Below are 21,638 nucleotides of genomic sequence, written 5' to 3'. Positions count from 1 at the left end.
AAGGTCAGATGGGCACCGACTTGCGGCGGGCGCCGAACCGGGCGGGCCGCCTTGACCTGTTCTTGCCCAATTCACCGGAATACCTCGGTCGTGCGGAAGGTTTCACCATGCACGCACTTGGTGGTCACCGCTGCCCGCCGCAGGGACCGCGCTCCCGCCCCCGCCCCTTCTCTTCCGCTGCCCGGAGGCCGCACGTATGCCACGAACGACGCATGAACAGCCCGCCGCGGAGCTTCCTGATCCACGGACATCGAAGACGGGCCGCGGGATCGTCCCCGTGCTCGCCTTCGCGGGCATCACCGTCGCGGTGATGCAGACCCTGCTCGTCCCCGTCATCAAGGACCTGCCCGCCCTTCTGCACACCGACCCGTCGAACGCCACCTGGGTGATGACGGCGACCCTGCTCGCCGGAGCCGTCTCCACCCCGATCATGGGGCGGCTCGGGGACCTCAACGGCAAGAGGAGGATGCTGCTGGCCAGCCTCGCCGTGATGGTGGTCGGCTCGCTGATATGCGCGTTCACCGACGACCTGGTGATCATGATCGTGGGCCGTGCGCTCCAGGGCTTCGCCATGGGCGCCATCCCGCTGGGCATCGGGATCATGCGTGACGAGCTCCCGCGCGAGAAGCTCGGCTCGGCGATGGCCCTGATGAGTTCCTCGATCGGGGTGGGCGGCGGACTCGCGCTGCCCGCCGCCGCGCTGGTCGCCCAGCACACCGACTGGCACACCCTCTTCTTCGGCTCGGCCGGCCTCGGCGTGCTGGCCATGGGCCTGACCGTGCTGGCGGTGCCGGAGACCTCGCTCAGGGCCCCGGGCCGGTTCGACGTCACGGGCGCGCTCGGCCTCTCACTCGGCCTGGTCCTCCTGCTGCTGCCCATCACCAAGGGCAGCGACTGGGGCTGGACCTCGGGCACCACGCTCGGCCTGATCGCCGCCGCCCTGGTCGTCCTGGTCCTCTGGGGCCTGTTCGAGCTGCGCAGCGACGCGCCGCTGGTCGATCTGCGCACCACGGCCCGGCGCGAGGTGCTGCTCACCAACCTCGCTTCGATCATGGTCGGGGTCGCGTTCTACGCCGTCTCGCTGGTCCTTCCGCAGCTGCTCCAGCTGCCGACGTCCACGGGGTACGGGCTCGGCCAGTCGATGGTGGTCGCCGGCCTGTGCGTGGCTCCGCTCGGCCTGACGATGATGTTCGTCGCCCCGGTGTACGCCCGGATCTCCGCCCGGTACGGCCCCAGGGTGACCCTGATGATCGGCATGCTGGTCATCGCGATCGGTTACGGGGCCGGGCTCGGCCTGATGAGCGCCGCCTGGCAGACCATCCTGATCGCGGTGCTGCTCGGGGCCGGCATCGGACTCGCGTACTCCTCGCTGCCCGCGCTGATCATCGGGGCCGTCGACGCCTCGGAGACGGGCGCGGCCAACGGGCTCAACACCCTGATGCGCTCGATCGGCACCTCGGTGTCGAGTGCGGTGATCGGCATGGTGCTGGCGAACACCTCGGTGCGGATGGGCCCGGTCTCGGTGCCCAGCATGGAGGGGTTCCGGACGTCGTTCATGATCGCGACGGGTGCGGTGCTGGTCGGCCTCGTGCTGGCGGCGTTCCTGCCGTCGCAGCGGAAGGCCTCCGCGCCGGTGCTGCTGGCGAGCAGCGCGGGCGACACCGCCGCGCGCGAGGCCGGACGCCCGCTCCCCGCCGTTCCGCACCCCTTCACCGGCTCCGCCGGCTTCCACGGCCGGGTGAGGGAGGCGGACGGGACACCGGTGGCCGGTGCCAACGTCACCCTCATCGACCGGCACGGCCGGCAGGCCGGGCTCACCACGACGGACGCCGAGGGCCGCTACGCGCTCGCCGCCCCCGGCGACGGCAACTTCGTCCTGGCCGGATCGGCCGCCGGATACGCGCCGCGGGCCCGGCCCGCGTCGTACCCGGCGAACGGACCGCAGTCCGAGACCGATCTGGTGCTGATGGTCAGCGCACCGGAGCGTCGAACCGCGACGCGGTCGTGAGCAGGTGAGAGACGTCCGTCCCCACCGGGAGTTCCTGCGGCTGCGCGCCGCGGGTGAACAGCCGGGCGGGGCGGGCGCCCTGGACCCGGGCCTGGCGCCCGTTGACCCGGAGCCATGAGCCCTCGCGCAGGCCGAGCACCGGGACGTCGTTCTCCTCCAGAAACTCGGTGAGCCGCTCCTCACGGGTCTCGCCCTTGTGGGTGCTGTCCGGGTCCGGGTCCAGGTAGTGCGGGTTGATCTGGAACGGGACGAGGCCGAGCGTCTCGAAGGAGGGCGGCTGCACGATGGGCATGTCGTTGGTCGTACGGAGGGTGGGCGCCGCCATGTTGGTCCCGGCGCTGGCCCCCATGTAGGGGAGGCCCTCGCGCACCGACGCGGTCACGGCATCCCGCAGACCGGTCCGGTAGAGGGCGCTCAGCAGCCGGAAGGAGTTGCCGCCCCCGATGAACACGGCGTCGGACGCGGCGAGTTCGGCGACCGGGTCGGCGTTCTCGTGGACACCGCGGACGCTGATGCCGGCCGGCTCCAGGGCGTCGCGGACGCGCGTGGTGTACGTGGCGTAGTCGGCGAGCGCGTACGGCACGAAGGCCAGCCGGGCGCCGGAGGGCAGGAAGGCGGTCACCGTGTCGAGGGCGTGTTCCAGGTAACCGCAGCCGTGCTGGGTGGAGTTGGAGAGCAGGAGAAGATTCACGGGATTCCTCTTGAGGTTCTCTTCGGGTCGGTTCGTGCGGGTGCGGGGCGGGTGTTCCCGGGTCAGGCGGCCCGGGTCCTGCGGGCCTTGGGCTTCGGGCGCTGCGGCGGGTGGGTGAGGCGTTTCTCCAGCAGTTCGGCGGCCTGCCGCAGCGCGTCGAGGCGGTTCTCCGGCGCCCCGTCGAACCGTTCCTTCGCCCCGCCCAGGCTGAGGCTTCCGTACGGTTCACGCCCCAGGAAGACCGGCACGGCGACGGTGGCGATGCCGGTGTCGTACTCACCGACCGTCCAGGCGTAGCCCTGGGCGCGGACCTTCAGGAGCTCCTGCTCCAGCAGGTCAGGATCGGTGACGGTCCGGTCGGTGAAGCGGGCCATCGGGCGCCCCCGGAAGAGCCGGTGGCGCTGCTCGTCCGGCAGGTAGGCGTAGAACGACTTGGCTGTAGCCCCGGCGTGCGCCGGGTAGAGCTCACCGACCAGCGGGTAGTAACGCAGCGGCCCGGCCTCGCCCTCCTCGGCCGCCACGCACCGCATGTGGAAGCTGTCCGGCAAACAGAACAGCACGGTGTCGCCGGTGACGCGGCGCAGCTCCTCCAGGACCGGCCCGGCCAGCAGCTCCAGTGAACCGGAGCGCTCCCAGAGCCTGCCCAGGCGCAGCACGGCGGGACCGATGCGGTAGCGGCGGGTGGCCGGGTCGGAGACCAGGAAGCCGCGCCCCGCGAGGGTGGCGAGCAGCCGCTGGGCCACCGAGGTGTCCCAGCCGAACTCCTCGGCGACCTCGGTGACGCCCCAGTCGGGTCGGGTCCGCTCGAACGCGAGCAGCACGAGGAGCGCCCGGTCGACGGTTTGCAGGGCTCCGGCGGGCGTGCGCCGGTCCAGATCGAAGTCCGCCATCGTGATCTCACCCATCTCGCCATTCAGACCTGAATTGCAAATAACGGGAAACAGTTGCGCTCAACGCTATCCGATCCCGAATCTGCTCTCAGCACCCCGTCCGGCGTCCCACTCCCTGCCGGGCGCCGGACGGGTGTGATGGATACGCGAGAAAGGCCCCCCATGTTGAAGTACGTACTGGACATCGTCGATCTCCTCGACGACCCCCAGGTCAACGGCAAGACGGTCGTCGAGTACCTCGACTCCGTGGCTGGGGCCGAGGGCTCGTCCGCGGAGGTCACCACGGTCGCCGGTGAGCGGGGTTCGACGGACTTCGTGATGGTCCGCATCCCCGGCTCCCGGGGACGTACGGCCGGAGGCGGGGCCCGCACCCTGGGCGTCGTCGGCCGGCTCGGCGGCATCGGGGCCCGGCCCGAGGTGACCGGCATGGTCTCCGACGCCGACGGAGCGGTCTCGGCCGTCGCCACCGCCGCCAAGCTGCTCGACATGCGCCGCCGCGGCGATGTGCTGCCCGGCGATGTGATCGTCGCCACCCACATCTGCCCGAACGCGCCGACCGAGCCGCACGACCCGGTGCCGTTCATGGGATCGCCCGTGGACATCGCCACCATGAACCGGCACGAGGTGACCGGCGAGATGGAGGCCGTGCTCTCCATCGACACCACCAAGGGCAACCGGATCATCAACCACAAGGGCCTCGCCCTGTCGCCCACCGTCAAGGAGGGCTGGGTGCTCCGCGTCAACGAGCAGCTCGGTGAGCTGCTGGCCGTGGTGACCGGTGAGCCGTTGGTCACGTACCCCGTGACCACGCAGGACATCACCCCGTACGGTAATGGGGCACACCACATCAATTCGATCCTCCAGCCCTCCACCGCGACGGCCGCCCCCGTCATCGGTCTGGCCATCACCTCGGCCGCCGCGGTGCCGGGCTGCGGCACCGGCGCGAGTCACGAGAGCGACATCGCATCCGCCGCCCGCTACGCCGTGGAGGTCGCCAAGGCCTACGGCGGCGGCCACCTGGACTTCCACGACGCGGTGGAGTTCGACAACCTCGTCAACCGCTACGGGTCGCTGGCTCACCTGCAGACCTTCGGCCGTACACCCCAGGAGTCCTGATGGCAGCCGCCCCGCAGGCCGACGCCGTGGTCCAGGAGACCAAGAGCATCGGCAGCGACGACTACTCGCTCTCGCGCGTCCCGCGCGACAAGCGGTTCGGCTTCTGGTCCATGCTGCTTCAGTGGCTGGCCCAGTCCGGTTCGATCTCGCAGTTCACGCTGGGCGCCACCATCGGCGTCGGCATGACCTTCGGCGACGCCTTCCTCGCCTTCACGCTCGGCGCGGTGATCCTGGAGATCGTGATCTTCGCGATCGGCCTGGCCGGCATGCGCGAAGGCCTCGCGACCCCGATGCTGACCCGCTGGGTGGGCTTCGGCCGCAACGGCTCCGCGCTGGTCAGCTTCGTCATCGCGGTCAGCCTGGTCGGCTGGTTCGGCGTACAGAACACGATCTTCGGCAACAGCGTCTCGGAGCTGGTCGGCGGACCGTCCTGGATGTGGTGCGTGTTCGCCGGGATCGCCATCACCGCCCTGGTGATCTTCGGCTTCAAGTACATGGCGAACTTCGCGAAGATCGTCACCCCGCTCTTCTTCGCGATGGTCGCCTGGTCCGTCATCACCACGCTCAACGACCACTCGTTCAGCGACCTGATCCACTCGCCGCCGCCCGGCGAAACGATCCCGCTGGCCGTTGCCGCCACCGCCATCGCGGGCGGCTACATGACCGGAGCGATCGTCTCCCCGGAGATGACCCGCTACAACAAGAGGGGCTCGCACGTCTTCCTGCAGAGCGCCTCGTCGATGATCCTTTCCGAGTACATCGTCGGACTGACCGGTGTACTGCTCGGCCACCTGGTGAAGAGCAACGAGGTCTCGCACATCGTGCTCTCCACGTCCGGTGCCTTCGGCGTGATCGTGGTCCTGATGTCCACGGCGAAGATCAACGACTGGAACCTGTACGGCTCCTCGCTCGGCGTCGTCAACTTCTTCCAGGTCGTCTTCGGCAAGCGCGTCCACCGCGGCGCGGTCACGATCGTCCTCGGCATCGCGGGCACGCTCCTGTCCGCGGTCGGGATCATGACCCACTTCACCGAGTTCCTCACGATCCTCGGCGTCGCCATCCCGCCGATCGGCGGGATCATCGTGGCCGAGTACTGGGTCGTGAAGAAGATGCGCAAGCCGCTGGACGACACCCGGGAGTCCGAGACGCTGCCGACGTCGTCGCCGACCTGGGTCCCGATGTCGATCGCCATCTGGATCGCGGCCTTCTGCGTCGGCAAGTTCTACGACGGCGGCATCCCGGCCCTGAACTCGCTGGCCACCGCCTTCGTCCTGTACAGCGTCCTCGGCCTGCTGGGCTGGGTGAGGCCGTACGGCACCTCCGCCCTCGACGACGAGGGATCCGCGGACCACGCGGCCCCCGCCGCCCCCGCCACCACCTCCGTGGGAGCAGCATGAGCACCACCCCCGACGCACCCCTGGTCCCGGCCTCCGACGAGGCCCAGGCCGAAGTCGTCGACCTCTGCGCCGAACTGATCAGGTTCGACACCTCCAACCCCACGAGCAACGAGCGCGCGAGCGCCGAGTGGGTCGTCGGCCGCCTCGCCGAGGTGGGCATCGTCTCCGAGCTCATCGAGTCCGCCCCGGGCCGGGCCAGCGTCATCGCCCGGATCGCGGGCCGCGATCCCGGGCGCGGCGCCCTGATGGTCCACGGCCACCTGGACGTGGTCCCCGCGGACGCCTCCGAGTGGCAGGTGCCGCCGTTCTCCGGCGAGATCCGGGACGGCTACCTGTGGGGCCGCGGCGCGATCGACATGAAGGACACGGTCGCCGTCATGCTGGCCACCGCCCGGCACTTCGCCCGCACCGGTACGCAGCCCTCCCGGGACCTGGTCCTCGCCTTCCTCGCCGACGAGGAGGCGGGCGGCAAGTTCGGCGCCCACTGGCTGGTCGAGCACCGCCCGGAGCTGTTCGCCGGGGTCACCGAGGCGATCGGCGAGGGCGGCGGGTTCTCCTTCGCGATCGACGACACCCGTCGCCTCTACCCGATCGAGAACGCCCAGCGCGGCATGGCCTGGATGGAGCTCACCGCGACCGGCCGGGCCGGCCACGGCTCCTCCCCCAACGACGAGAACGCGGTCACCGACCTCGCCGAGTCGCTGACCCGGATCGGCCGCGAGACCTTCCCGATACGGCTGATCGAACCGGTCCGCGCCCTGCTGGAGGAGGCTGCCGGTCTCTACGGTGTCGAGTTCGACGAGAACGACATCGAGGGCAGCCTCGCGAAGCTCGGCCCGGTCTCCGACTTCATGCAGGTGGTGCTCCGCAACTCCGCGAACCCCACCATGTTCAACGCCGGCTACCAGACCAACGTGATCCCCGGGAAGGCGACCGCCCGTGTCGACGGCCGCTTCCTGCCCGGCCACGAGCAGGAGCTGATCGACACCATCGACAAGCTGCTGCTGCCCTCGGTCACCCGCGAGTGGGTCAACCACGACATCGCGATGGAGACCACGTTCGACGGCCCGCTCGTCGACGCGATGTGCGAAGCGGTGCGGGCCGAGGACCCGGACGGCCACCCGGTGCCGTACTGCAACCCCGGCGGTACGGACGCCAAGGCCTTCACCCACCTCGGCATCCGCTGCTTCGGGTTCAAGGGCCTGAAGCTCCCGCACGACCTGGACTACGGCCGGCTCTTCCACGGCGTGGACGAGCGCGTCCCGCTGGAGGGACTGCGTTTCGGCGTCCGCGTCATGACCCGACTCTGGCAGAGCTGCTGATCCCTCCGTCAGCACTCCGCCAGGGGCCCGCCCCGACCCGGGCTCACCCCACCCGTACGCCCCCGCCGGTTCTTCCGGCGGGGGCGTACGGCACGATGGCGCCGTCGAACCGCATGCCGTACATCCCGTCCCACCAGGAGGAACCCGTGGCCGCCGAGCCCAAGCCGGAGATTCTCGCCGCGTTCCAGGCCGCCAAGGGCTTCATGCCGGTGGCCGAGGGACTCGCGCTGTACGCCGCCGCCACCGAGGCGGCCGCGCTCGGGCTGCCGCTGCTGGAGGTGGGCACGTACTGCGGGCGCTCGGCCATCCTGCTCGCCGACGCGGCGCGCGCGGCCGGTGTGACGGCTCTCACCGTCGACCACCACCGGGGCAGCGAGGAGCAGCAGCCCGGCTGGGAGTACCACGACCCGACGGTGGTGGACCCCGAGGTGGGACGGATGGACACGCTGCCCACGTTCCGCCGGACGCTGCACGCCGCCGGTCTGGAGGAGCACGTGGTGGCGCTCGTGGGCCGGTCGCCGCAGGTGGCCGCCGTCTGGGGCGGGCGGCTCGGCCTCGTCTTCATCGACGGCGGTCACACCGACGAGCACGCCAACGGCGACTACGAGGGCTGGGCACCGCATGTCGCGGAGGGCGGGCTGCTCGTGATCCACGACGTGTTCCCTGACCCGGCCCACGGCGGCCAGGCCCCGTACCGGGTGTATCTGCGCGCGCTGGCTTCGGGGGCGTTCACCGAGATCTCCGTCACGGATTCGCTGCGCGTGCTGCGGCGCACCGGGACGGGGATCTGACCGCTCCGGCCCGCCGCCGCGCCGGGCCGGTGCGGCGTACCGGAGCGGGACCCGGGCACTCCGCTTCAGTGCGGTGCACCGGGTCCGGCGGGACGGACCGGGGCGGGAATCCGAGCGCTCCGGACACCGCGCGGGCTCCCGGATAGCATCGCCGGGTGCGTCACGACGAGAGTGTTCCCCCCACCCCCCGCCGCCCCGTCCTGTCCGCCGCCGCCGCGCTGGCCGTGCTGTCCCTGGGCGTCGCCGGCTGCGGTGGCGGTGGCGCCGCGCAGGCGCGGCCCGGGAAGGGGGGCGACGCCGCCCCGTCCTCGCCGGCCGCGTCCGCTCCCGCCTCGCCGTCCCCCGTGCGCACGAGCGCGTCCCCGGCGCCGAGGAAGCCCGCCACGCCCTCGCCGCGCGCAGCGGACCTCCCCTCCGGGCCGCTGTCCGGGAAGACGGTCGTCATCGACCCGGGCCACAACCCGGACAACCACCTGCACACCGCCGAGATCAACCGGCAGGTGGACATCGGGACCACGCACAAGGAGTGCGACACCACCGGCACCTCCACCAACTCCGGTTACGCGGAAGCCCGGTTCACGCTGGATGTCTCGCACCGGCTGCGGACGCTGCTCCGGGCGCAGGGCGCGAAGGTGATCCTGACCTACGACGGCGACCGGGCGTTCGGGCCCTGCGTCGACGAGCGGGCCCGGATCGGCAACAGGGCCGGGGCCGACGCGGTCGTCTCGGTCCACGCGGACGGTTCGGCGGTGGGGAACCGCGGCTTCCATGTGATTCTTCCCGCATCCGTGCGCGGCGGCGGCGCGGACACCTCGAAGATCGTGGGTCCTTCGCGTGATCTGGGTACCCGGATTGCCGGACTCTTCGTCCGCGCTACCGGAAGTGCGCCTTCCAATTACATCGGCGGCAATACCGGTCTGGACACCCGCAAGGATCTCGGCGGACTGAATTTGTCGACCGTGCCCAAAGTCTTCATCGAATGCGGCAATATGCGTGATCCCAAGGATGCCGCCCTGCTCACCAGCGCGGGCTGGCGTCAGAAGGCGGCCCAGGGCATCGCGGACGGCATCAGCAGCTACCTCAAGGGGTAGTGAAGAGGTGGTTCTGCGATGAATTCGGGAGGATGCCTGCCCAAGGACCGGGCAGGGACACAACCCGCCCGGGCAGACGATAGATTCATCCGTACGATGGGGGGCCGCTCCCGAGCTTCGCGCCGTACCCGCCGTACCGGTGGCAGCGACGACCGCCCCGACGAGACGACCGACTAAGGACCTTCACGTGAATATCCGCTCCCTCACTCGAGGCGATGGCGTGGTGATCGGAGCAGCGGTCGTGCTGTTCATCGCCTCTTTCCTCGACTACTTCGACTACGGAAGCACCAGCGTCGACGCGCCGAACTCCTGGGATTCCCTGGGCAACGCGATCGGTGTCTACATGGTCGGCGTGGCCGGTGCCGCACTGATCGTGCTGTCCCGCTCTCAGCCCCAGCCGCGCAAGGTCCTCGGCCTCGACCTCGCCGCATTCGGCGTGGCCGCCACGGTGTTCACCGCGTGGAACCTCTTCTGGACCATCATCGACCTCGGCCAGATCGACGCCGGTGCCGGCCTGATCCTCGGCCTGATCGCCTCGCTGGCGCTGGCCGCCGGTGCGGTCGCCTCGCCGATGCTCCCCGCACTCAAGGCCCCGCTGGCGGGCGCTCCGAAGCCGCAGGCCGTGCAGTCGCCGTACGGTGGCCAGCCGGGCCAGGGCTACGGGTACCCGGGCGGTCAGCAGCAGCCGCCCTACGCCGGTCAGCCCCAGGGCCAGGGCCAGGCGCCGTCCTACGGCGGCCAGCCGCAGCCCGACCCGCAGCAGGGTCAGGCCGCGCCTGCCCAGCAGGCCGCGCCCGCCGGTGACTTCACCCCGTTCTGGTTCGCGGTGCCGGTCGCCCGTCCGCTGTACGGCGAGGACGGCTCGCCGTCCCCGATCGCCGAACTGGCGCCGGGCACCTGGTACCTCGCGGTCGAGCAGAGCGGTCAGGGCCTCATCGCCCAGACGCAGGACGGCCGTCGTGGCGTGCTCCAGGACACCACGGGCATCCAGCGCGGCTGACGCAGCGGCGCACGCACCACCGACAGCGGCCCCCCGCCCCTTCCGGGCGGGGGGCCGCTGTCGTACCCTCCGGCTATATCTGATGGAACGTCAGAAATAGTGGGAGGCAGCGGAATGCGGCTCGGACTCGCTCTCGGATACTGGGGCCGCGGCCCGAACCCGGCCCATCTGGACCTCGCCCGCGAGGCGGAAGAGCTGGGCTATGCGTCGGTGTGGACGGCGGAGGCCTGGGGTTCGGACGCCTTCACCCCGCTGACCTGGATCGCCGCCCACACCTCCCGTATCCGGCTGGGCACCGCCATCGCGCAGATGGCGGCCCGCACCCCGACCGCGACCGCGATGCACGCCCTCACCCTGGACCACCTCTCCGGCGGCCGGATGATGCTCGGCCTCGGGCTCTCCGGCCCACAGGTCGTGGAGGGCTGGTACGGGCGCCCGTTCCCCGGCAGCCCCCTCACCGCGACCCGCGAGTACGTCGACGTGGTGCGCCAGGTGCTCCGCCGCGAGGCGCCCGTCGCCCTGGACGGCCGGTTCCATGCGCACCCGTACAACGGCCCGGACGCCACGGGCCTCGGCAAGCCGCTGAAGCCGATCACCCATCCGCTGCGCGCCGGGCTCCCGTTGCTGCTGGGCGCCGAGGGACCGAAGAACATCGCCCAGACCACCCGGATCGCGGACGGCTGGCTGCCGCTGTACTGGTCGCCGCTGCGCACCGATGTGTACGAGGCCTCGCTGAGCGGCCTCCCCGAGGGGTTCATGATCGCGCCGATGGCCCGTGCACAGGTCTGTGACGATGTCGCGGAGGGGCTGCTGCCGGTGAAGGCGATGCTCGGTTTCTACATCGGCGGCATGGGTGCCGCGGCCCGCAACTTCCATGCCGACCTGATGGCGCGGATGGGGTTCGAGGAGGAGGCGCGGCGGATCCAGCAGCTGTTCCTGGAGGGGCGCAAGGAAGAGGCGGTGCTGGCCGTGCCGGACGCGTTCGCCGACGAGATCTCGCTCGTCGGACCGAGGGAACGCATCGCGGAACGCCTGGAGTTGTGGCGCAAGGGCCCGGTGACCGATCTCCTGGTGACCGCGCCGGACCCGCACACCCTGCGGGTGCTGGCGGACCTCAACCACTGAGGGCCGGGGCAGCCCTTGGCGCCCTCTCCTCACGGGCACGGAGGGCCGCCGGGTCTGCCCTTCCGGACGGCACACCCTGCCCCGGCGTACCTCGCGCCGGTCCACCCCCGTTCGGTAGACAGGGCAGGTTGGGAAAACTGCGCCGGAAGAGGCCCCTTGCACGGTCACGAAGACGCCCGGTCCACCGGCCCCTCGCCCGTACGCAGGCCCGTACGCGAGGCGGAGCCCCAGAGGCTGCGCTCCCTGCAGAGCACGGCCGGGAACGCCGCCGTCGTCCAGATGATGCTCCGCCGGGCCGAGTCCCCGCGCTCCGGCGCCGGGCGAGCGGCGCAGTCGGGGCAGGCGCCCGGCCAGGTGGTGCAGCGGGCCCCCGCGGACGAACTCGTGGACGACCCGCAGGCCTTCCTCTCACGATCCGCTCTCGCCCTGGACTTCACGTTGGGCATCAAGAGCCGCATGCCGGAACTGCCCCTGGATCAGGCACAGTTCGTGCACCGCATGAGCACAGCCGGATGGGACCGGCACTGGTTCGTCCTGGTCCCGGACAGCAGGCGCTCCCGGGAGGGCATGCCGGCCTACCTGCTCACCCCCGCCGTCGAGAAGTACGTCGCGGCGTACGGCCATGACGACCCCCTCCTCGCCCCCCTCGTCGGACACGCGGCGCTGCTTCCGGTCCTGCCGGATCAGCAGTATCTGGCGTCTTCGTACATCCCCTATCTGACCGGCATCACATCGAACCCCGACACATCGGTCGGACACGCCCGTGTTCCGCGGGACGCCGGGAACCAGGGGCCCGGTTCGGAGTTCGTGTTCACCGCGACGATGAACGGCTGCGCCTTCGCCGTGACGGGGGTGAACGAGGACCACTTCACCGCCTGGCACTACCAGTCCCCCAGCGCCGCCTCCAACAGCGGCCCCGCCAGGGAGTTCCGCCAGGACCGGTCGCCCACCGACTGGTTCGGCACCGAGGAGTACGAAAGCGCCCACCAGAGCGGCCTGTTCGAGACGACGAACATGCTGTGGAACAGCCCGGCCGGCTGGCAGGTCCTCAGTCAGGAGACGCACGTCAACGCCTTCGACATGGGCGACGCCAAGATCGCCGGAGTCCGGAGCCGCGAGCTGCACCTGGACCCCGGGCAGGGGCCCGCCTACACCGCGCGTATCTACGGCGGCCTCGCCCGCGATCAGTTCAAGAGGCTGACGCGTCTGCTTCAGCAGGCCCGCAAGGCCGCCGGGGCGAAAGCCCATCTCGACGCCCTGGAGAAATCGGTGTTCAAGCCGCTTGAGATCGCCATGGCGAGCGAGCCGCTGGAACTCGACGGGGTGGACAGCTTCGACCGGCTCGCTCGTGTCGCCTCGGCGCTCAAGCAGCGACGCGCGGACATCCTCGACGACGTCCGCCTGTGGGGGGAGCGGAATCTCGGCAGCAGAGCCATGACCCACAGCGGGGTGTTCAACTCCCGTCTGGACGAGGAGAAACTGCTGGTCCGCCAGGAGGGGATCGACCGGCTCCTCACCGAGTTCAGCGGCTTCTCCTGGCTCAACGGTCTGCTGGACGAGGCGGTCTCCCGCTCCGTCTCATCGGCGTCCGAGCAGCAGCAGCCGGCGGCTCAAAGCCGGGCCTGAGCCCGCGGGCCGCCCCGGTGGGCCGAGCGTGCGCGCTCGCGGTGTCCGGCCCCGCATCACGTGCACCGGTCTTCCGCCAGGGCCACGCGTTCACACGGAGGCGGGCAGCCGGCCCTCGCGGGTCCAGGCGAGAAGCTCGTCCGCCGTCCACGTCGTGACGACGCGCTCAGCCGGGACGCCGCACTCCTCGGCGCGGGCGCACCCGTGGATCTGCCAGTCGAGCTGTCCGGGCGCGTGTGCGTCGGTGTCGACGGCGAACAGCGTGCCCGCGTCCACGGCCCGGCGCAGCAGCCGCCGGGGCGGGTCCAGCCGCTCGGGCCTGCTGTTGATCTCCACCGCCGTGCCGGCCTCGGCGCAGGCGGCGAAGACCTCGTCCGCGTCGAACCGCGACTCCGGGCGGCCCCGGCCGGTGACGAGGCGCCCGGTGCAGTGGCCGAGGACGTTCGCCTGCGGGTGGCGTACGGCGGCGACCAGTCGCCGGGTCATCGGACCGGGGTCCATCCGCAGTTTGGAGTGGACGGACACCACCACCAGGTCCAGCCGTTCCAGCAGCTCCTCCTCCTGGTCGAGGGAGCCGTCGATGTGGATGTCGCACTCGATGCCGGTCAGCAGCCGGAACGGCGCCCAGCGCTCGTTGAGTCCGGCCACCACGTCGAGCTGCCGCCGCAGCCGCTCGGGCGAGAGTCCGTGGGCCACCGTCAGCCGGGGCGAGTGGTCGGTGAGCACCGCCCAGTCGTGGCCGAGCTCCGCCGCCGTGCGGCCCATCTCCTCGATCGGGCTGCCGCCGTCCGACCAGTCGGAGTGCAGATGGCAGTCGCCGCGCAGCAGAGCGAGCAGCCGTTCACCGCCCTCGGCGAGCGGGCCGCTCTGCGCGGTCTCCGTCTCCAGCCGCTCCAGGTAGGCGGGCGTCTGCCCGGCGACCGCCTCGCGGATCACCTGGGCGGTGCGGGGGCCGATGCCCTTGACCCGTTCCAGGGAGCCGTTCGTGACCCGTTCCACGGCCTCGCCGTCGGCCATCGCCGCCACCGTGCGGGCGGCGGTGCGGAAGGCCTGGACACGGTACGTCCCGCCGCCGCCGCGCTCCAGCAGGAAGGCGATCCGCTCCAGGGCCCGGACCGGATCCATCGGCACCTCCTGGGGGCGAAAGGACGGGCATCCTGTCCAGCTTGGCCCAGGCCCGCCCCGCCCGCACACCGGAAGCGCCGCGACGACGGTCAGCCGAAGGAGGACCGGGCCAGCCAGAAGTCCAGCAGCTCCGCGTCGCCCAGCAGCTCGACGCGGTCGCTGTCCGGGGCCAGGCGGCGGTTGAAGACCAGCATCAGGTCGGTGAGCGGCCCGCGCAGCGCCACGGTCGCCCTGCCGTGCGCGCGGCGCCACGTGAAGCCGTCCTCACCGAACTCGATGAGCCACTCGGCGTCCGGCACGTCCGTGGCGTGCAGGTGGAGGGAGCGGCCTTCCCCGCGCAGCTCCGCGGCCTCGGGGTCGCCCTCGGCCTGGGCGAAGGACACGATCTCCAGCCACTCGTCGATCGTGTCGGCGGCGAGGTCCGGGGACATCGCGTACGGCACCTTCGCGGCCAGGGCCGCGTCCGCCAGGTGGACGACCGTCTCGATCGCCATGCGCCGCCCCCAGAATCCCGCGCTCCGGTCCCGGTACCAGGACCAGACCTCCGCCCCGGGTCCCGCCTCCCTCAGCGCCCCGGCGGTCCGGGCCGCCCCGTCGGCCAGCCAGGCGTCGAGGACGGCGGGGTCCTCGCCGTCGGGCGTGAACGCCGGCACCCGCTCTTCCGGGAGCTCCTCGGTGGCCCGGGTGCGGACGATCTCGCCGGCCCAGCGGTGGGCACCGCCGACGTGGACGGCGAGCTCGCGCAGCGTCCACTCCGGGCAGGTCGGGACGTTCGCGTCGAGGTCGGCGCCGCTGATCACCGACCTCAACGTCTCGGTCAGCAGGACGATTTCGTCGCAGTAGCGCTCATGCGCGAGGGGTGCCATGCCCGCACTGTAGTGCGGGCATGGCACCCCTCACATGCGGTTATCCGCCGAGCTGCGAGGTGGACGGCACCTTGTCCTTGACCTCGGCGCCCGCGCTCTTCCCCGCTTCCTTGATGCTGTTGATGACGCTCTCGAACGCACCGACGTCCCCCGCCCCCGCCTCCCCCTTCCCGAGCTTGGTGGCCATGCCCTTGAGCGACTCGATGCCCGCGGTCAGCGGGGCGACGGCCTTCGACAGCAACGGGTCGCCCTTGGCGTTGTCAGACGCGGCCTTGAGCCGGTTGTAGGCGAAGCCGCCCGCGAGCCCGGCCTTGACGAGCGTGAAGGTCCGCCCGTCCGCGCCCTTCTTGAACTTCCCGGCGCGGTACGGCTTGACGATCCACTGGTACGCCGCGCCTGCCGCGAGCCCCGCGTTGGCGACAAACCGTGTCTTGGCGAACTTCTGCGCCTCGGCCGACGACGTACCGGTGGGCGAGGCCGTGCTGCTCGCACCGCTGTCGTCGTCGCTCCCGCACGCGGTGGCGCCCGTCAGCACGGAGCAGGACAGCAGCAGTGCCACGAGCAGTCGGCGGAGCGGCATGGAACGGGTCACGGCGGGCCTCCCTGACCGGGGACGTCACGGTAGGTGCCGGGGCCCGGCACTCCTCCGCCAGGCTGGCTCCGGGGGCCGGGCCCCGCCACCCCGGGACCGCCGTCCGGGTTTCACCGGCCCGAAAGCGGCAACCCGCACTCCATGTCCTACAGCAGAGGCAAGGGAAGCAGCACCGCAGCACGTGTCATAGCCGTGGTGGCCGACATCATGGCTTTCATCATCGGCCTGTGGATTCTGATGTACCTGCTCGACGCCAACCGGGCCAACGACCTGGTCGAGTTCGTGCAGCACACGGCCCGGTGGCTCGCAGGCTGGTCGTACGACCTGTTCACCTTCGACGCCGCATGGGCCCGGGTCGTCTGCGGATACGGCCTGGCAGCCGTGGTCTACCTCTTCGTCGGCCACGCGGTGGCCGGCCGCATCCGCCACTGAGGACGCCGGAGGACCAGCGGTCTCAGCCGCAGCAGTCCGGCTCCAGCCCCTTCGGCAGCCTTTCCCCGCCGAAGACCGCGGTGGTCGCCTCGTCCCCCCCGAGCGCGGCCACCGCGAGCAGCAGCGATCCGGCGGTCCACGCCGTGTGCTCCTCGGGCCAGAACGCCCGGTTGCCCTCGAAGACGTACCCCGTCCAGTACATCCCGCCCTCGGCCCGCAGGTGCTGGATGGACTGGAGGATCTCCAGGGCCCGGTCGGACTCGCCCATCACCCAGAGGGCCAGGGCGAGTTCACAGCTCTCGCCGCCGGTCACCCACGGGTTGGGCAGCACGCAGCGCACCCCGAGGCCGGGGACGACGAAGCGGTCCCAGCCCTCCTCGATCCGGCGCTGGGCGGCCGGTCCGCCGACCGCACCGCCGAGGACCGGGTAGTACCAGTCCATCGAGTAGTGGCTCTTGTCGAGGAAGCGCTCCGGGTGGCTGCGGATCGCGTGCCCCAGCGCCCCGGTCGCCAGTTCCCAGTCGGGCTGCGGCTCTTCGCGGCTCTCGGCGAGGGCGAGCGCACAGCGCAGGGCCTGGTAGACGGAGGAGGAGCCGGTCAGCAGCGCGTCCGCCACCGGGGTGCCGTCGCTCTCCTGCTTCCAGCCGATCTGCCCGCCGGGCTGCTGGAGCCGCAGGACGAACTCGACGGCGGCGAAGACCGTCGGCCACATCCGGTCGACGAACGCGTCGTCGCCGGTGGCGAGGTAGTGGTGCCAGACGCCGACGGCCACGTAGGCGCAGAAGTTGGTCTCCAGGCCGCGGTCGGTCGGCTGCTGCGGGTCCCCGTCGTGGTAGGCCGCGTACCAGGAGCCGTCGTCGTTCTGGTTGCGGGCGAGCCACTCGTAGGCGCGTTCCGCGGCGGCGTGCTCACCGGACGCGTCCAGGGCCATGGCGGCCTCGGTGTGGTCCCACGGGTCGAGGTGGTGGCCGCGGAACCACGGGATGGCGCCGTCGTCGCGCTGCACGGCGAGCACGGCGGCGACGGTCTCCGCGGCCTCCCCGGCGGTCAGCACTCCGGGCAGGACGAGGTGTTCGGTCCGCTCGGGAAGACTCACGCCTCGGCCCTGGCGGAGTCGTCGGCCTGCGTGGGTGCCTCGGCGGCGCGGACGGCGGGCAGGTGCGGCTTGGTCGCGTAGGCCACGAAGCTCTTGCCGACGACCGGGTTCAGCAGCTGCTCGGCGACCCGGGTGGCCATCGGCTTCTTCATGATGTCCCAGACGAGCAGCTTGTGGTACGCCCGCACCGGCAGCGCCTTGTCGTTGTCCACCCCGAAAGCACACTTGAGCCACCAGTAGGGCGAGTGCAGGGCGTGCGCGTGATGGCTGCCGTACGGCTTGAGGCCGGCGCCGCGGATCTTGCCCAGCAGCTCGTCGGCCTTGTAGATGCGGATGTGGCCGCCCTCGACCTCGTGGTACGCGTCGGAGAGCGTCCAGCAGACCTTCTCGGGGCCGTAGCGCGGCACGGTGATCGCGATCCGGCCGCCGGGCTTGAGGACCCGGACCATCTCGGCGAGCACGCCCTTGTCGTCCGGGATGTGCTCCATGACCTCGGAGATGATCACGACGTCGAAGGACTCGTCGGGGAACGGCAGATTGAGCGCGTCGCCCTCCATCGCGGTGGCCGTGGCCCCCTCGGGCGCCTCTCCGGCCTCCTTCATCGCGGCGAACCACTTCGCGACCTCGCGGATCTCCTCGCCGTTCTGGTCGAGAGCCACGACCTGGGCGCCGCGCCGGTAGCACTCGAAGGCGTGGCGTCCGGCGCCGCAGCCGAGGTCGAGCACTCGGTCGCCTGCGGCGAGCGGGAAGCGGGTGAAGTCCACGGTCAGCACGAATGCCTGCTTTCGCGGTCGAGGGTTCGGGACAGGGAGTACGGAGGTCAGGGGATCGGGAAGCGGGGGGTCACCGTCGGCCGCCGGGGCCGGTGGCGGCGCGGGCCGCGATCGCCTCCCGGTAGAGCGCGGCGGTGCCGATCGCCGCCTGCTTCCAGGTGAACCGGGCGAGGACTCGTTCACGTCCCGCGGCCCCGAGCCGCGCGCGCAGTTCCGGGTCGCCGAGCAGCCGTCCGAGCGCGTCGGCCAGCGCCCCGGCGTCGGCGGGCGGGACGGCCAGACAGGTCTCGCCGTCCTCGCCCGCGACCTCGGGGATCGCGCCGCCGGTGGTGGCGACGAGCGGGGTGCCGGTGGCCATGGCCTCGGCGGCGGGCAGCGAGAAACCCTCGTACAGCGAGGGGACGCAGGCGATCTGGGCGCCGCGCACCAGGTCGACGAGTTCGGTGTCGCTGATGCCCTTGACGAACTCGACGGCGTCCGCGAGCCCGTGCCGCTCGATGGCGCGGGCGACCGGCCCGTCCTCGGCGCGCTTGCCGACGACGACGAGGTGGGCGGCGGGGTTGCCGGTACGGAGCTTGGCGAGCGCCTCCACGAGGTGGACGAGGCCCTTGAGCGGGACGTCGGCGCTGGAGGTGGTGACGATCCGGCCCGGCACCTCGGCGACCGAGGGGTCCGGCGACCACAGGTCCGTGTCGGCGCCGATGTGCACGACCCGCACCCGGTTCGGTCGTACGCCCAGGTGGTCGACGATCTCCTGCTTGGAGGAGCCGGAGACGGTGAGCACGGTCGGCAGCTTGCGCGCGACCCGCTTCTGCATGCGGGTGAAGGCGTACCAGCGGCGTACGGAGGCGCGGCGACGGCGGGTCGGGGCGGCGTCCAGGTCGAGCTTTCGATCGACCGTGATGGGGTGGTGGATCGTGGTGACGAGCGGGGCGCCGAGGTCGGCGAGGAGCCCGTAGCCCAGCGTCTGGTTGTCGTGGATGACGTCGAACTCGCCTCGCCGGGCCGCCAGATGGCGCCGGGCGCGGAGGCTGAAGGTGAGCGGCTCGGGGAATCCGCCGGTCCACATGGTGGCGACCTCGGCGGCGTCGATCCAGTCCCGGTACTCGCCGCGCTTCGGGGTGCGGAACGGGTCGGGCTGCCGGTACAGGTCCAGGCTCGGCAGCTCGGTGAGCGGGACGCCCTCGTCGAGCACGGGGTAGGGCTGGGCGCCGATCACCTCGACGCTGTGGCCGAGGCGGGCGAGTTCCCGGGCGAGGTGGCGCACGTAGACGCCCTGGCCGCCGCAGTAGGGATTGCCCTTGTAGGTGAGGAGGGCGATGCGCAGAGGCCGGTCGCCGGCGTCTCCCGTGTCCGATGCGTCCGCGCCCGCACGGGGGCCCGACTCTATGGCCTCAGCGGTCACACTCGGCCCCCTTCTCACTGCGTGTTCGCCGGAGCGTAACCGCTGACGCTAATCTAGAACAAGTTACAGACCGACCGGTGAACGGAGGGCGGCGTCGGTCCCGGACCGGATCGTTCGACGAGCTATGAATCTACCGGCAGGTAGCAAGGGTGCAACGGCCGGATCAGGTGATTCGCGCCACGGCACGCACCCTGGCATGCTGTGCGCCGCCGGACCGGCCGTCGCAGCCTCGCGGTCGCGGAGAGAAGCCTCGGGATGGAACACATGACAGCGGAAGCCAGACCGGCATCGCCGCCCCTGACGGAACGCCAGGAGGCCCGCCGCCGCCGCATCCTGCACGCCAGCGCCCAGCTCGCCAGCCGGGGCGGTTTCGAGGCCGTCCAGATGCGCGAGGTGGCGGAGGCCGCCGGGGTGGCCCTGGGCACCCTGTACCGCTACTTCCCCTCCAAGGTCCATCTGCTGGTCGCCACCATGCAGGACCAGCTCCAGCACATGCACGGGACGCTCCGCAAACGGCCCCCGGCCGGGAACGACGCGGCGGAGCGGGTCGCCGACACCCTCATGCGCGCGTTCCGCGCGATGCAGCGCGAGCCGCATCTGGCGGACGCGATGGTGCGCGCCCTGACCTTCGCCGACCGCAGCGTGAGCCCCGAGGTGGACACGGTCTCGCGTCTCACGACGGCGATCATCCTGGACGCGATGGGGCTCGACCACCCGACGCCCGAGCAGCTCTCGGCCGTCCGGGTGATCGAGCACACCTGGCACTCCGCGCTGATCACCTGGCTGTCGGGCCGGGCCTCGATCGCGCAGGTGAAGATCGACATCGAGACGGTGTGCCGGCTGATCGACCTGACCGCGGAGAAGCCCGTCGGCTGACTCCTCCGGGCACCCGTTCCCGGCCTGCCTATGGAGCGCGCCCACATGGCCCCCGGGTCAGGTGGGGCGCCCTGCACCATATCGACGACGGCACGGTGTTCATACGGTTCGGCGACATCACAGGAACACGCCGAGGAGCCGGTCACCATGCGTCGCAGAGCCAGCAGATCCCGTAGAGGCATCCGCAGCACCGTCCAGCACAGGTCCCTGACCGCCGCCGCCGTCCTGGCCGCCGCCGGTCTGCTGCTGACCGGGTGCACCGCCGCCGGCACGGCGGGCGGCTCCGGGTCCGACGGGTCCGGGAAGTCCGCCGGGGACGCGACCGTGAAGGTCGGCCTCGTCTACTCCCGGACCGGACTGCTCGCGGACTACGGCAAGCAGTACCGCGACGGCTTCATGGCGGGCCTGGACTACGCGACGAAGGGCACCGGCAAGGTCGCCGGCCACCGCATCGAGGTCACCGAGCAGGACGACGCGGGCGACCCCGGCAAGGCGGTCTCCGCGGCGAAGAACCTCATCGGCAAGGGGTACAAGGTGCTGGCCGGCACCACCGACTCCGGCGTCGCCCTCCAGATGGCCCCGCTCGCCGCCCAGAACAAGGTCCTGTACGTCAGCGGCCCGGCGGCCACCGACGCGGTGACCGGCATCAACGACTACACCTTCCGCTCGGGCCGCCAGTCCTACCAGGACATCCTGACGGCGGGCGCGATGCTCGGCGACGCCAAGGGCAAGAAGGTCACGGTCCTCGCCCAGGACTCCACGTTCGGCCAGGCCAACGTCGCCGCGGTGCAGGCGGTGCTCGGCGGGAAGGGCGCGAAGGTCGGCTCCGTGCTGGCGCCGCCCAGCGCGACGGACCTGACGCCGTTCGCCCGGCAGGTCAAGGCCGGCGGGCCCGATCTGGTCTTCGTCGCCTGGGCCGGGTCCACCGCCCCGGCCCTGTGGACCGCACTGGACCAGCAGGGTGTGCTGGGCGCGGGCAAGGTCGTCACCGGGCTCGCCGGGACCGCCTCGTACCCGGTCTTCGGTGCCGCCGGGTCCAAGGTGTCGTTCCTGGCGCACTACTTCCCGGGCGCGGGCGGCGGCAACACCGTGGAGAAGGCGATGCTCGACTCGGTGAAGAAGGCGGGCGGCACGCCCGACCTGTTCACCCCGGACGGCTTCACCGCGGCCCAGATGATCGTGCACGCCGTCGCCGAGGGCAGCGCCACCGACCCGGCCGCGATGGTGAAGGCCCTGGAGGGCTGGACCTTCGACGGGGCCAAGGGCAAGCAGCAGGTCCGGGCCGAGGACCACGCGCTGGTGCAGCCGATGTTCGTGGCCCGGCTGACCGGCAAGGGCGCCGCCGCCGAGCCGGAGCTGCTGGACGCCGAGGCGATGGAAACCGTGGCACCGCCCGTGAAGCCCTCGGCGGGCTGA

Annotated in this window: 20 protein-coding genes; 12 read left to right on the top strand and 8 right to left on the bottom strand. The window is 71.5% G+C overall.

What is annotated here, in order from left to right; genetic code table 11:
- Nucleotides 1-196 precede the first annotated feature (196 nt).
- On the top strand, nt 197-2,008 hold the full coding sequence (locus tag ACGFZA_RS18365) for an MFS transporter (protein ID WP_393680220.1): 1,812 nt from the start codon (nt 197-199) through the stop codon (nt 2,006-2,008).
- On the opposite strand, the gene pepE is transcribed toward ACGFZA_RS18365, so the two are convergent.
- Together pepE and ACGFZA_RS18355 are read right to left on the bottom strand one after the other, a co-directional pair.
- Nucleotides 1,971-2,699, bottom strand: coding sequence for a dipeptidase PepE (pepE, locus tag ACGFZA_RS18360; RefSeq protein WP_385284959.1), 729 nt, complete (start codon nt 2,697-2,699; stop codon nt 1,971-1,973). The two genes, ACGFZA_RS18365 and pepE, sit on opposite strands and share 38 nt — an antisense overlap.
- Nucleotides 2,700-2,761: 62 nt before the next feature.
- Nucleotides 2,762-3,595 carry an IclR family transcriptional regulator gene (locus ACGFZA_RS18355; RefSeq protein WP_385284989.1) on the bottom strand — a complete coding sequence of 278 codons (834 nt, stop codon included), beginning with the start codon at nt 3,593-3,595 and terminating at the stop codon, nt 2,762-2,764.
- A gap of 156 nt (nt 3,596-3,751) precedes the next feature.
- Here ACGFZA_RS18355 and ACGFZA_RS18350 point away from each other — a divergent pair, with 156 nt between their 5' ends.
- The 8 genes from ACGFZA_RS18350 (at nt 3,752) to ACGFZA_RS18315 (ending at nt 13,057) form a co-directional block, all read left to right on the top strand.
- On the top strand, nt 3,752-4,705 hold the full coding sequence (locus tag ACGFZA_RS18350; RefSeq protein WP_385284958.1) for a DUF1177 domain-containing protein: 954 nt from the start codon (nt 3,752-3,754) through the stop codon (nt 4,703-4,705).
- A complete protein-coding gene (locus tag ACGFZA_RS18345; RefSeq protein ID WP_393680217.1) occupies nt 4,705-6,102 on the top strand; it encodes a cytosine permease in 1,398 nt (465 codons plus the stop codon). Before ACGFZA_RS18350 ends, ACGFZA_RS18345 begins: the two co-directional genes overlap by 1 nt.
- Nucleotides 6,099-7,424, top strand: a complete 1,326-nt coding sequence (locus tag ACGFZA_RS18340) for a M20/M25/M40 family metallo-hydrolase (protein WP_393680215.1) — start codon at nt 6,099-6,101, stop codon at nt 7,422-7,424. Before ACGFZA_RS18345 ends, ACGFZA_RS18340 begins: the two co-directional genes overlap by 4 nt.
- A 203-nt stretch (nt 7,425-7,627) precedes the next feature.
- On the top strand, nt 7,628-8,215 hold the full coding sequence (locus ACGFZA_RS18335; protein WP_393680515.1) for a class I SAM-dependent methyltransferase: 588 nt from the start codon (nt 7,628-7,630) through the stop codon (nt 8,213-8,215).
- Nucleotides 8,216-8,370: 155 nt separating this feature from the next.
- On the top strand, nt 8,371-9,306 hold the full coding sequence (locus ACGFZA_RS18330) for an N-acetylmuramoyl-L-alanine amidase (protein WP_393680213.1): 936 nt from the start codon (nt 8,371-8,373) through the stop codon (nt 9,304-9,306).
- Nucleotides 9,307-9,526: 220 nt separating this feature from the next.
- Nucleotides 9,527-10,306: a hypothetical protein gene (locus ACGFZA_RS18325; protein WP_385284953.1), complete on the top strand. Its 780-nt coding sequence runs from the start codon at nt 9,527-9,529 to the stop codon at nt 10,304-10,306.
- Nucleotides 10,307-10,420: 114 nt separating this feature from the next.
- A complete protein-coding gene (locus ACGFZA_RS18320; protein WP_385284952.1) occupies nt 10,421-11,431 on the top strand; it encodes an LLM class F420-dependent oxidoreductase in 1,011 nt (336 codons plus the stop codon).
- A gap of 156 nt (nt 11,432-11,587) precedes the next feature.
- The gene (locus ACGFZA_RS18315; RefSeq protein WP_393680210.1) at nt 11,588-13,057 is read left to right on the top strand and encodes a hypothetical protein; all 1,470 of its coding nucleotides are present in this window, start codon (nt 11,588-11,590) and stop codon (nt 13,055-13,057) included.
- Nucleotides 13,058-13,147: 90 nt separating this feature from the next.
- On the opposite strand, the gene ACGFZA_RS18310 is transcribed toward ACGFZA_RS18315, so the two are convergent.
- From ACGFZA_RS18310 to ACGFZA_RS18300, 3 genes are all read right to left on the bottom strand, one after another.
- A complete protein-coding gene (locus ACGFZA_RS18310; protein ID WP_393680208.1) occupies nt 13,148-14,182 on the bottom strand; it encodes a PHP domain-containing protein in 1,035 nt (344 codons plus the stop codon).
- Between the two features lie 89 nt (nt 14,183-14,271).
- Complete coding sequence (locus ACGFZA_RS18305; RefSeq protein WP_393680206.1) at nt 14,272-15,048, bottom strand: maleylpyruvate isomerase family mycothiol-dependent enzyme; 777 nt, start codon at nt 15,046-15,048, stop codon at nt 14,272-14,274.
- A 40-nt stretch (nt 15,049-15,088) separates the two neighbouring features.
- On the bottom strand, nt 15,089-15,640 hold the full coding sequence (locus ACGFZA_RS18300) for a hypothetical protein (RefSeq protein ID WP_393680204.1): 552 nt from the start codon (nt 15,638-15,640) through the stop codon (nt 15,089-15,091).
- A gap of 141 nt (nt 15,641-15,781) precedes the next feature.
- On the opposite strand from ACGFZA_RS18300, the gene ACGFZA_RS18295 reads away from it, so the two are divergent.
- The gene (locus ACGFZA_RS18295; protein ID WP_327711370.1) at nt 15,782-16,072 is read left to right on the top strand and encodes a hypothetical protein; all 291 of its coding nucleotides are present in this window, start codon (nt 15,782-15,784) and stop codon (nt 16,070-16,072) included.
- Nucleotides 16,073-16,094: 22 nt separating this feature from the next.
- Here the strand turns inward: ACGFZA_RS18295 and ACGFZA_RS18290 are convergent, their stop codons facing one another.
- The 3 genes from ACGFZA_RS18290 to ACGFZA_RS18280 form a co-directional block, all read right to left on the bottom strand.
- Nucleotides 16,095-17,168: a prenyltransferase gene (locus ACGFZA_RS18290; protein ID WP_393680202.1), complete on the bottom strand. Its 1,074-nt coding sequence runs from the start codon at nt 17,166-17,168 to the stop codon at nt 16,095-16,097.
- On the bottom strand, nt 17,165-17,941 hold the full coding sequence (locus tag ACGFZA_RS18285) for a class I SAM-dependent methyltransferase (protein ID WP_385284942.1): 777 nt from the start codon (nt 17,939-17,941) through the stop codon (nt 17,165-17,167). Before ACGFZA_RS18285 ends, ACGFZA_RS18290 begins: the two co-directional genes overlap by 4 nt.
- Nucleotides 17,942-18,011: 70 nt before the next feature.
- Nucleotides 18,012-19,346, bottom strand: coding sequence for a glycosyltransferase family 4 protein (locus ACGFZA_RS18280; protein ID WP_385284940.1), 1,335 nt, complete (start codon nt 19,344-19,346; stop codon nt 18,012-18,014).
- Nucleotides 19,347-19,610: 264 nt separating this feature from the next.
- On the opposite strand from ACGFZA_RS18280, the gene ACGFZA_RS18275 reads away from it, so the two are divergent.
- Together ACGFZA_RS18275 and ACGFZA_RS18270 are read left to right on the top strand one after the other, a co-directional pair.
- Nucleotides 19,611-20,222, top strand: a complete 612-nt coding sequence (locus ACGFZA_RS18275; RefSeq protein ID WP_393680513.1) for a TetR family transcriptional regulator — start codon at nt 19,611-19,613, stop codon at nt 20,220-20,222.
- Between the two features lie 147 nt (nt 20,223-20,369).
- Complete coding sequence (locus tag ACGFZA_RS18270) at nt 20,370-21,638, top strand: substrate-binding domain-containing protein (protein WP_393680199.1); 1,269 nt, start codon at nt 20,370-20,372, stop codon at nt 21,636-21,638.

It is taken from the genome of Streptomyces sp. NPDC048211 (assembly GCF_043202315.1).
In the GTDB taxonomy this organism is placed as follows: Bacteria; Actinomycetota; Actinomycetes; order Streptomycetales; family Streptomycetaceae; genus Streptomyces.
The sequence above is the reverse complement of the archived record's forward strand: the minus strand, read 5'-3'. Positions and strand labels throughout refer to the sequence as shown.

What these genes read in the sequence shown, in the direction of transcription:
- ACGFZA_RS18310 (WP_393680208.1), bottom strand. Translation starts at nt 14,182, where the DNA reads ATGGATCCGGTCCGGGCCCTGGAGCGGATCGCCTTCCTGCTGGAGCGC.
- ACGFZA_RS18365 (WP_393680220.1), top strand. Translation starts at nt 197, where the DNA reads ATGCCACGAACGACGCATGAACAGCCCGCCGCGGAGCTTCCTGATCCA.
- ACGFZA_RS18270 (WP_393680199.1), top strand. Translation starts at nt 20,370, where the DNA reads ATGCGTCGCAGAGCCAGCAGATCCCGTAGAGGCATCCGCAGCACCGTC.
- ACGFZA_RS18295 (WP_327711370.1), top strand. Translation starts at nt 15,782, where the DNA reads ATGTCCTACAGCAGAGGCAAGGGAAGCAGCACCGCAGCACGTGTCATA.
- ACGFZA_RS18335 (WP_393680515.1), top strand. Translation starts at nt 7,628, where the DNA reads ATGCCGGTGGCCGAGGGACTCGCGCTGTACGCCGCCGCCACCGAGGCG.
- ACGFZA_RS18305 (WP_393680206.1), bottom strand. Translation starts at nt 15,048, where the DNA reads ATGGCACCCCTCGCGCATGAGCGCTACTGCGACGAAATCGTCCTGCTG.
- ACGFZA_RS18345 (WP_393680217.1), top strand. Translation starts at nt 4,705, where the DNA reads ATGGCAGCCGCCCCGCAGGCCGACGCCGTGGTCCAGGAGACCAAGAGC.
- ACGFZA_RS18320 (WP_385284952.1), top strand. Translation starts at nt 10,421, where the DNA reads ATGCGGCTCGGACTCGCTCTCGGATACTGGGGCCGCGGCCCGAACCCG.
- ACGFZA_RS18350 (WP_385284958.1), top strand. Translation starts at nt 3,752, where the DNA reads ATGTTGAAGTACGTACTGGACATCGTCGATCTCCTCGACGACCCCCAG.
- ACGFZA_RS18340 (WP_393680215.1), top strand. Translation starts at nt 6,099, where the DNA reads ATGAGCACCACCCCCGACGCACCCCTGGTCCCGGCCTCCGACGAGGCC.
- ACGFZA_RS18275 (WP_393680513.1), top strand. Translation starts at nt 19,611, where the DNA reads ATGACAGCGGAAGCCAGACCGGCATCGCCGCCCCTGACGGAACGCCAG.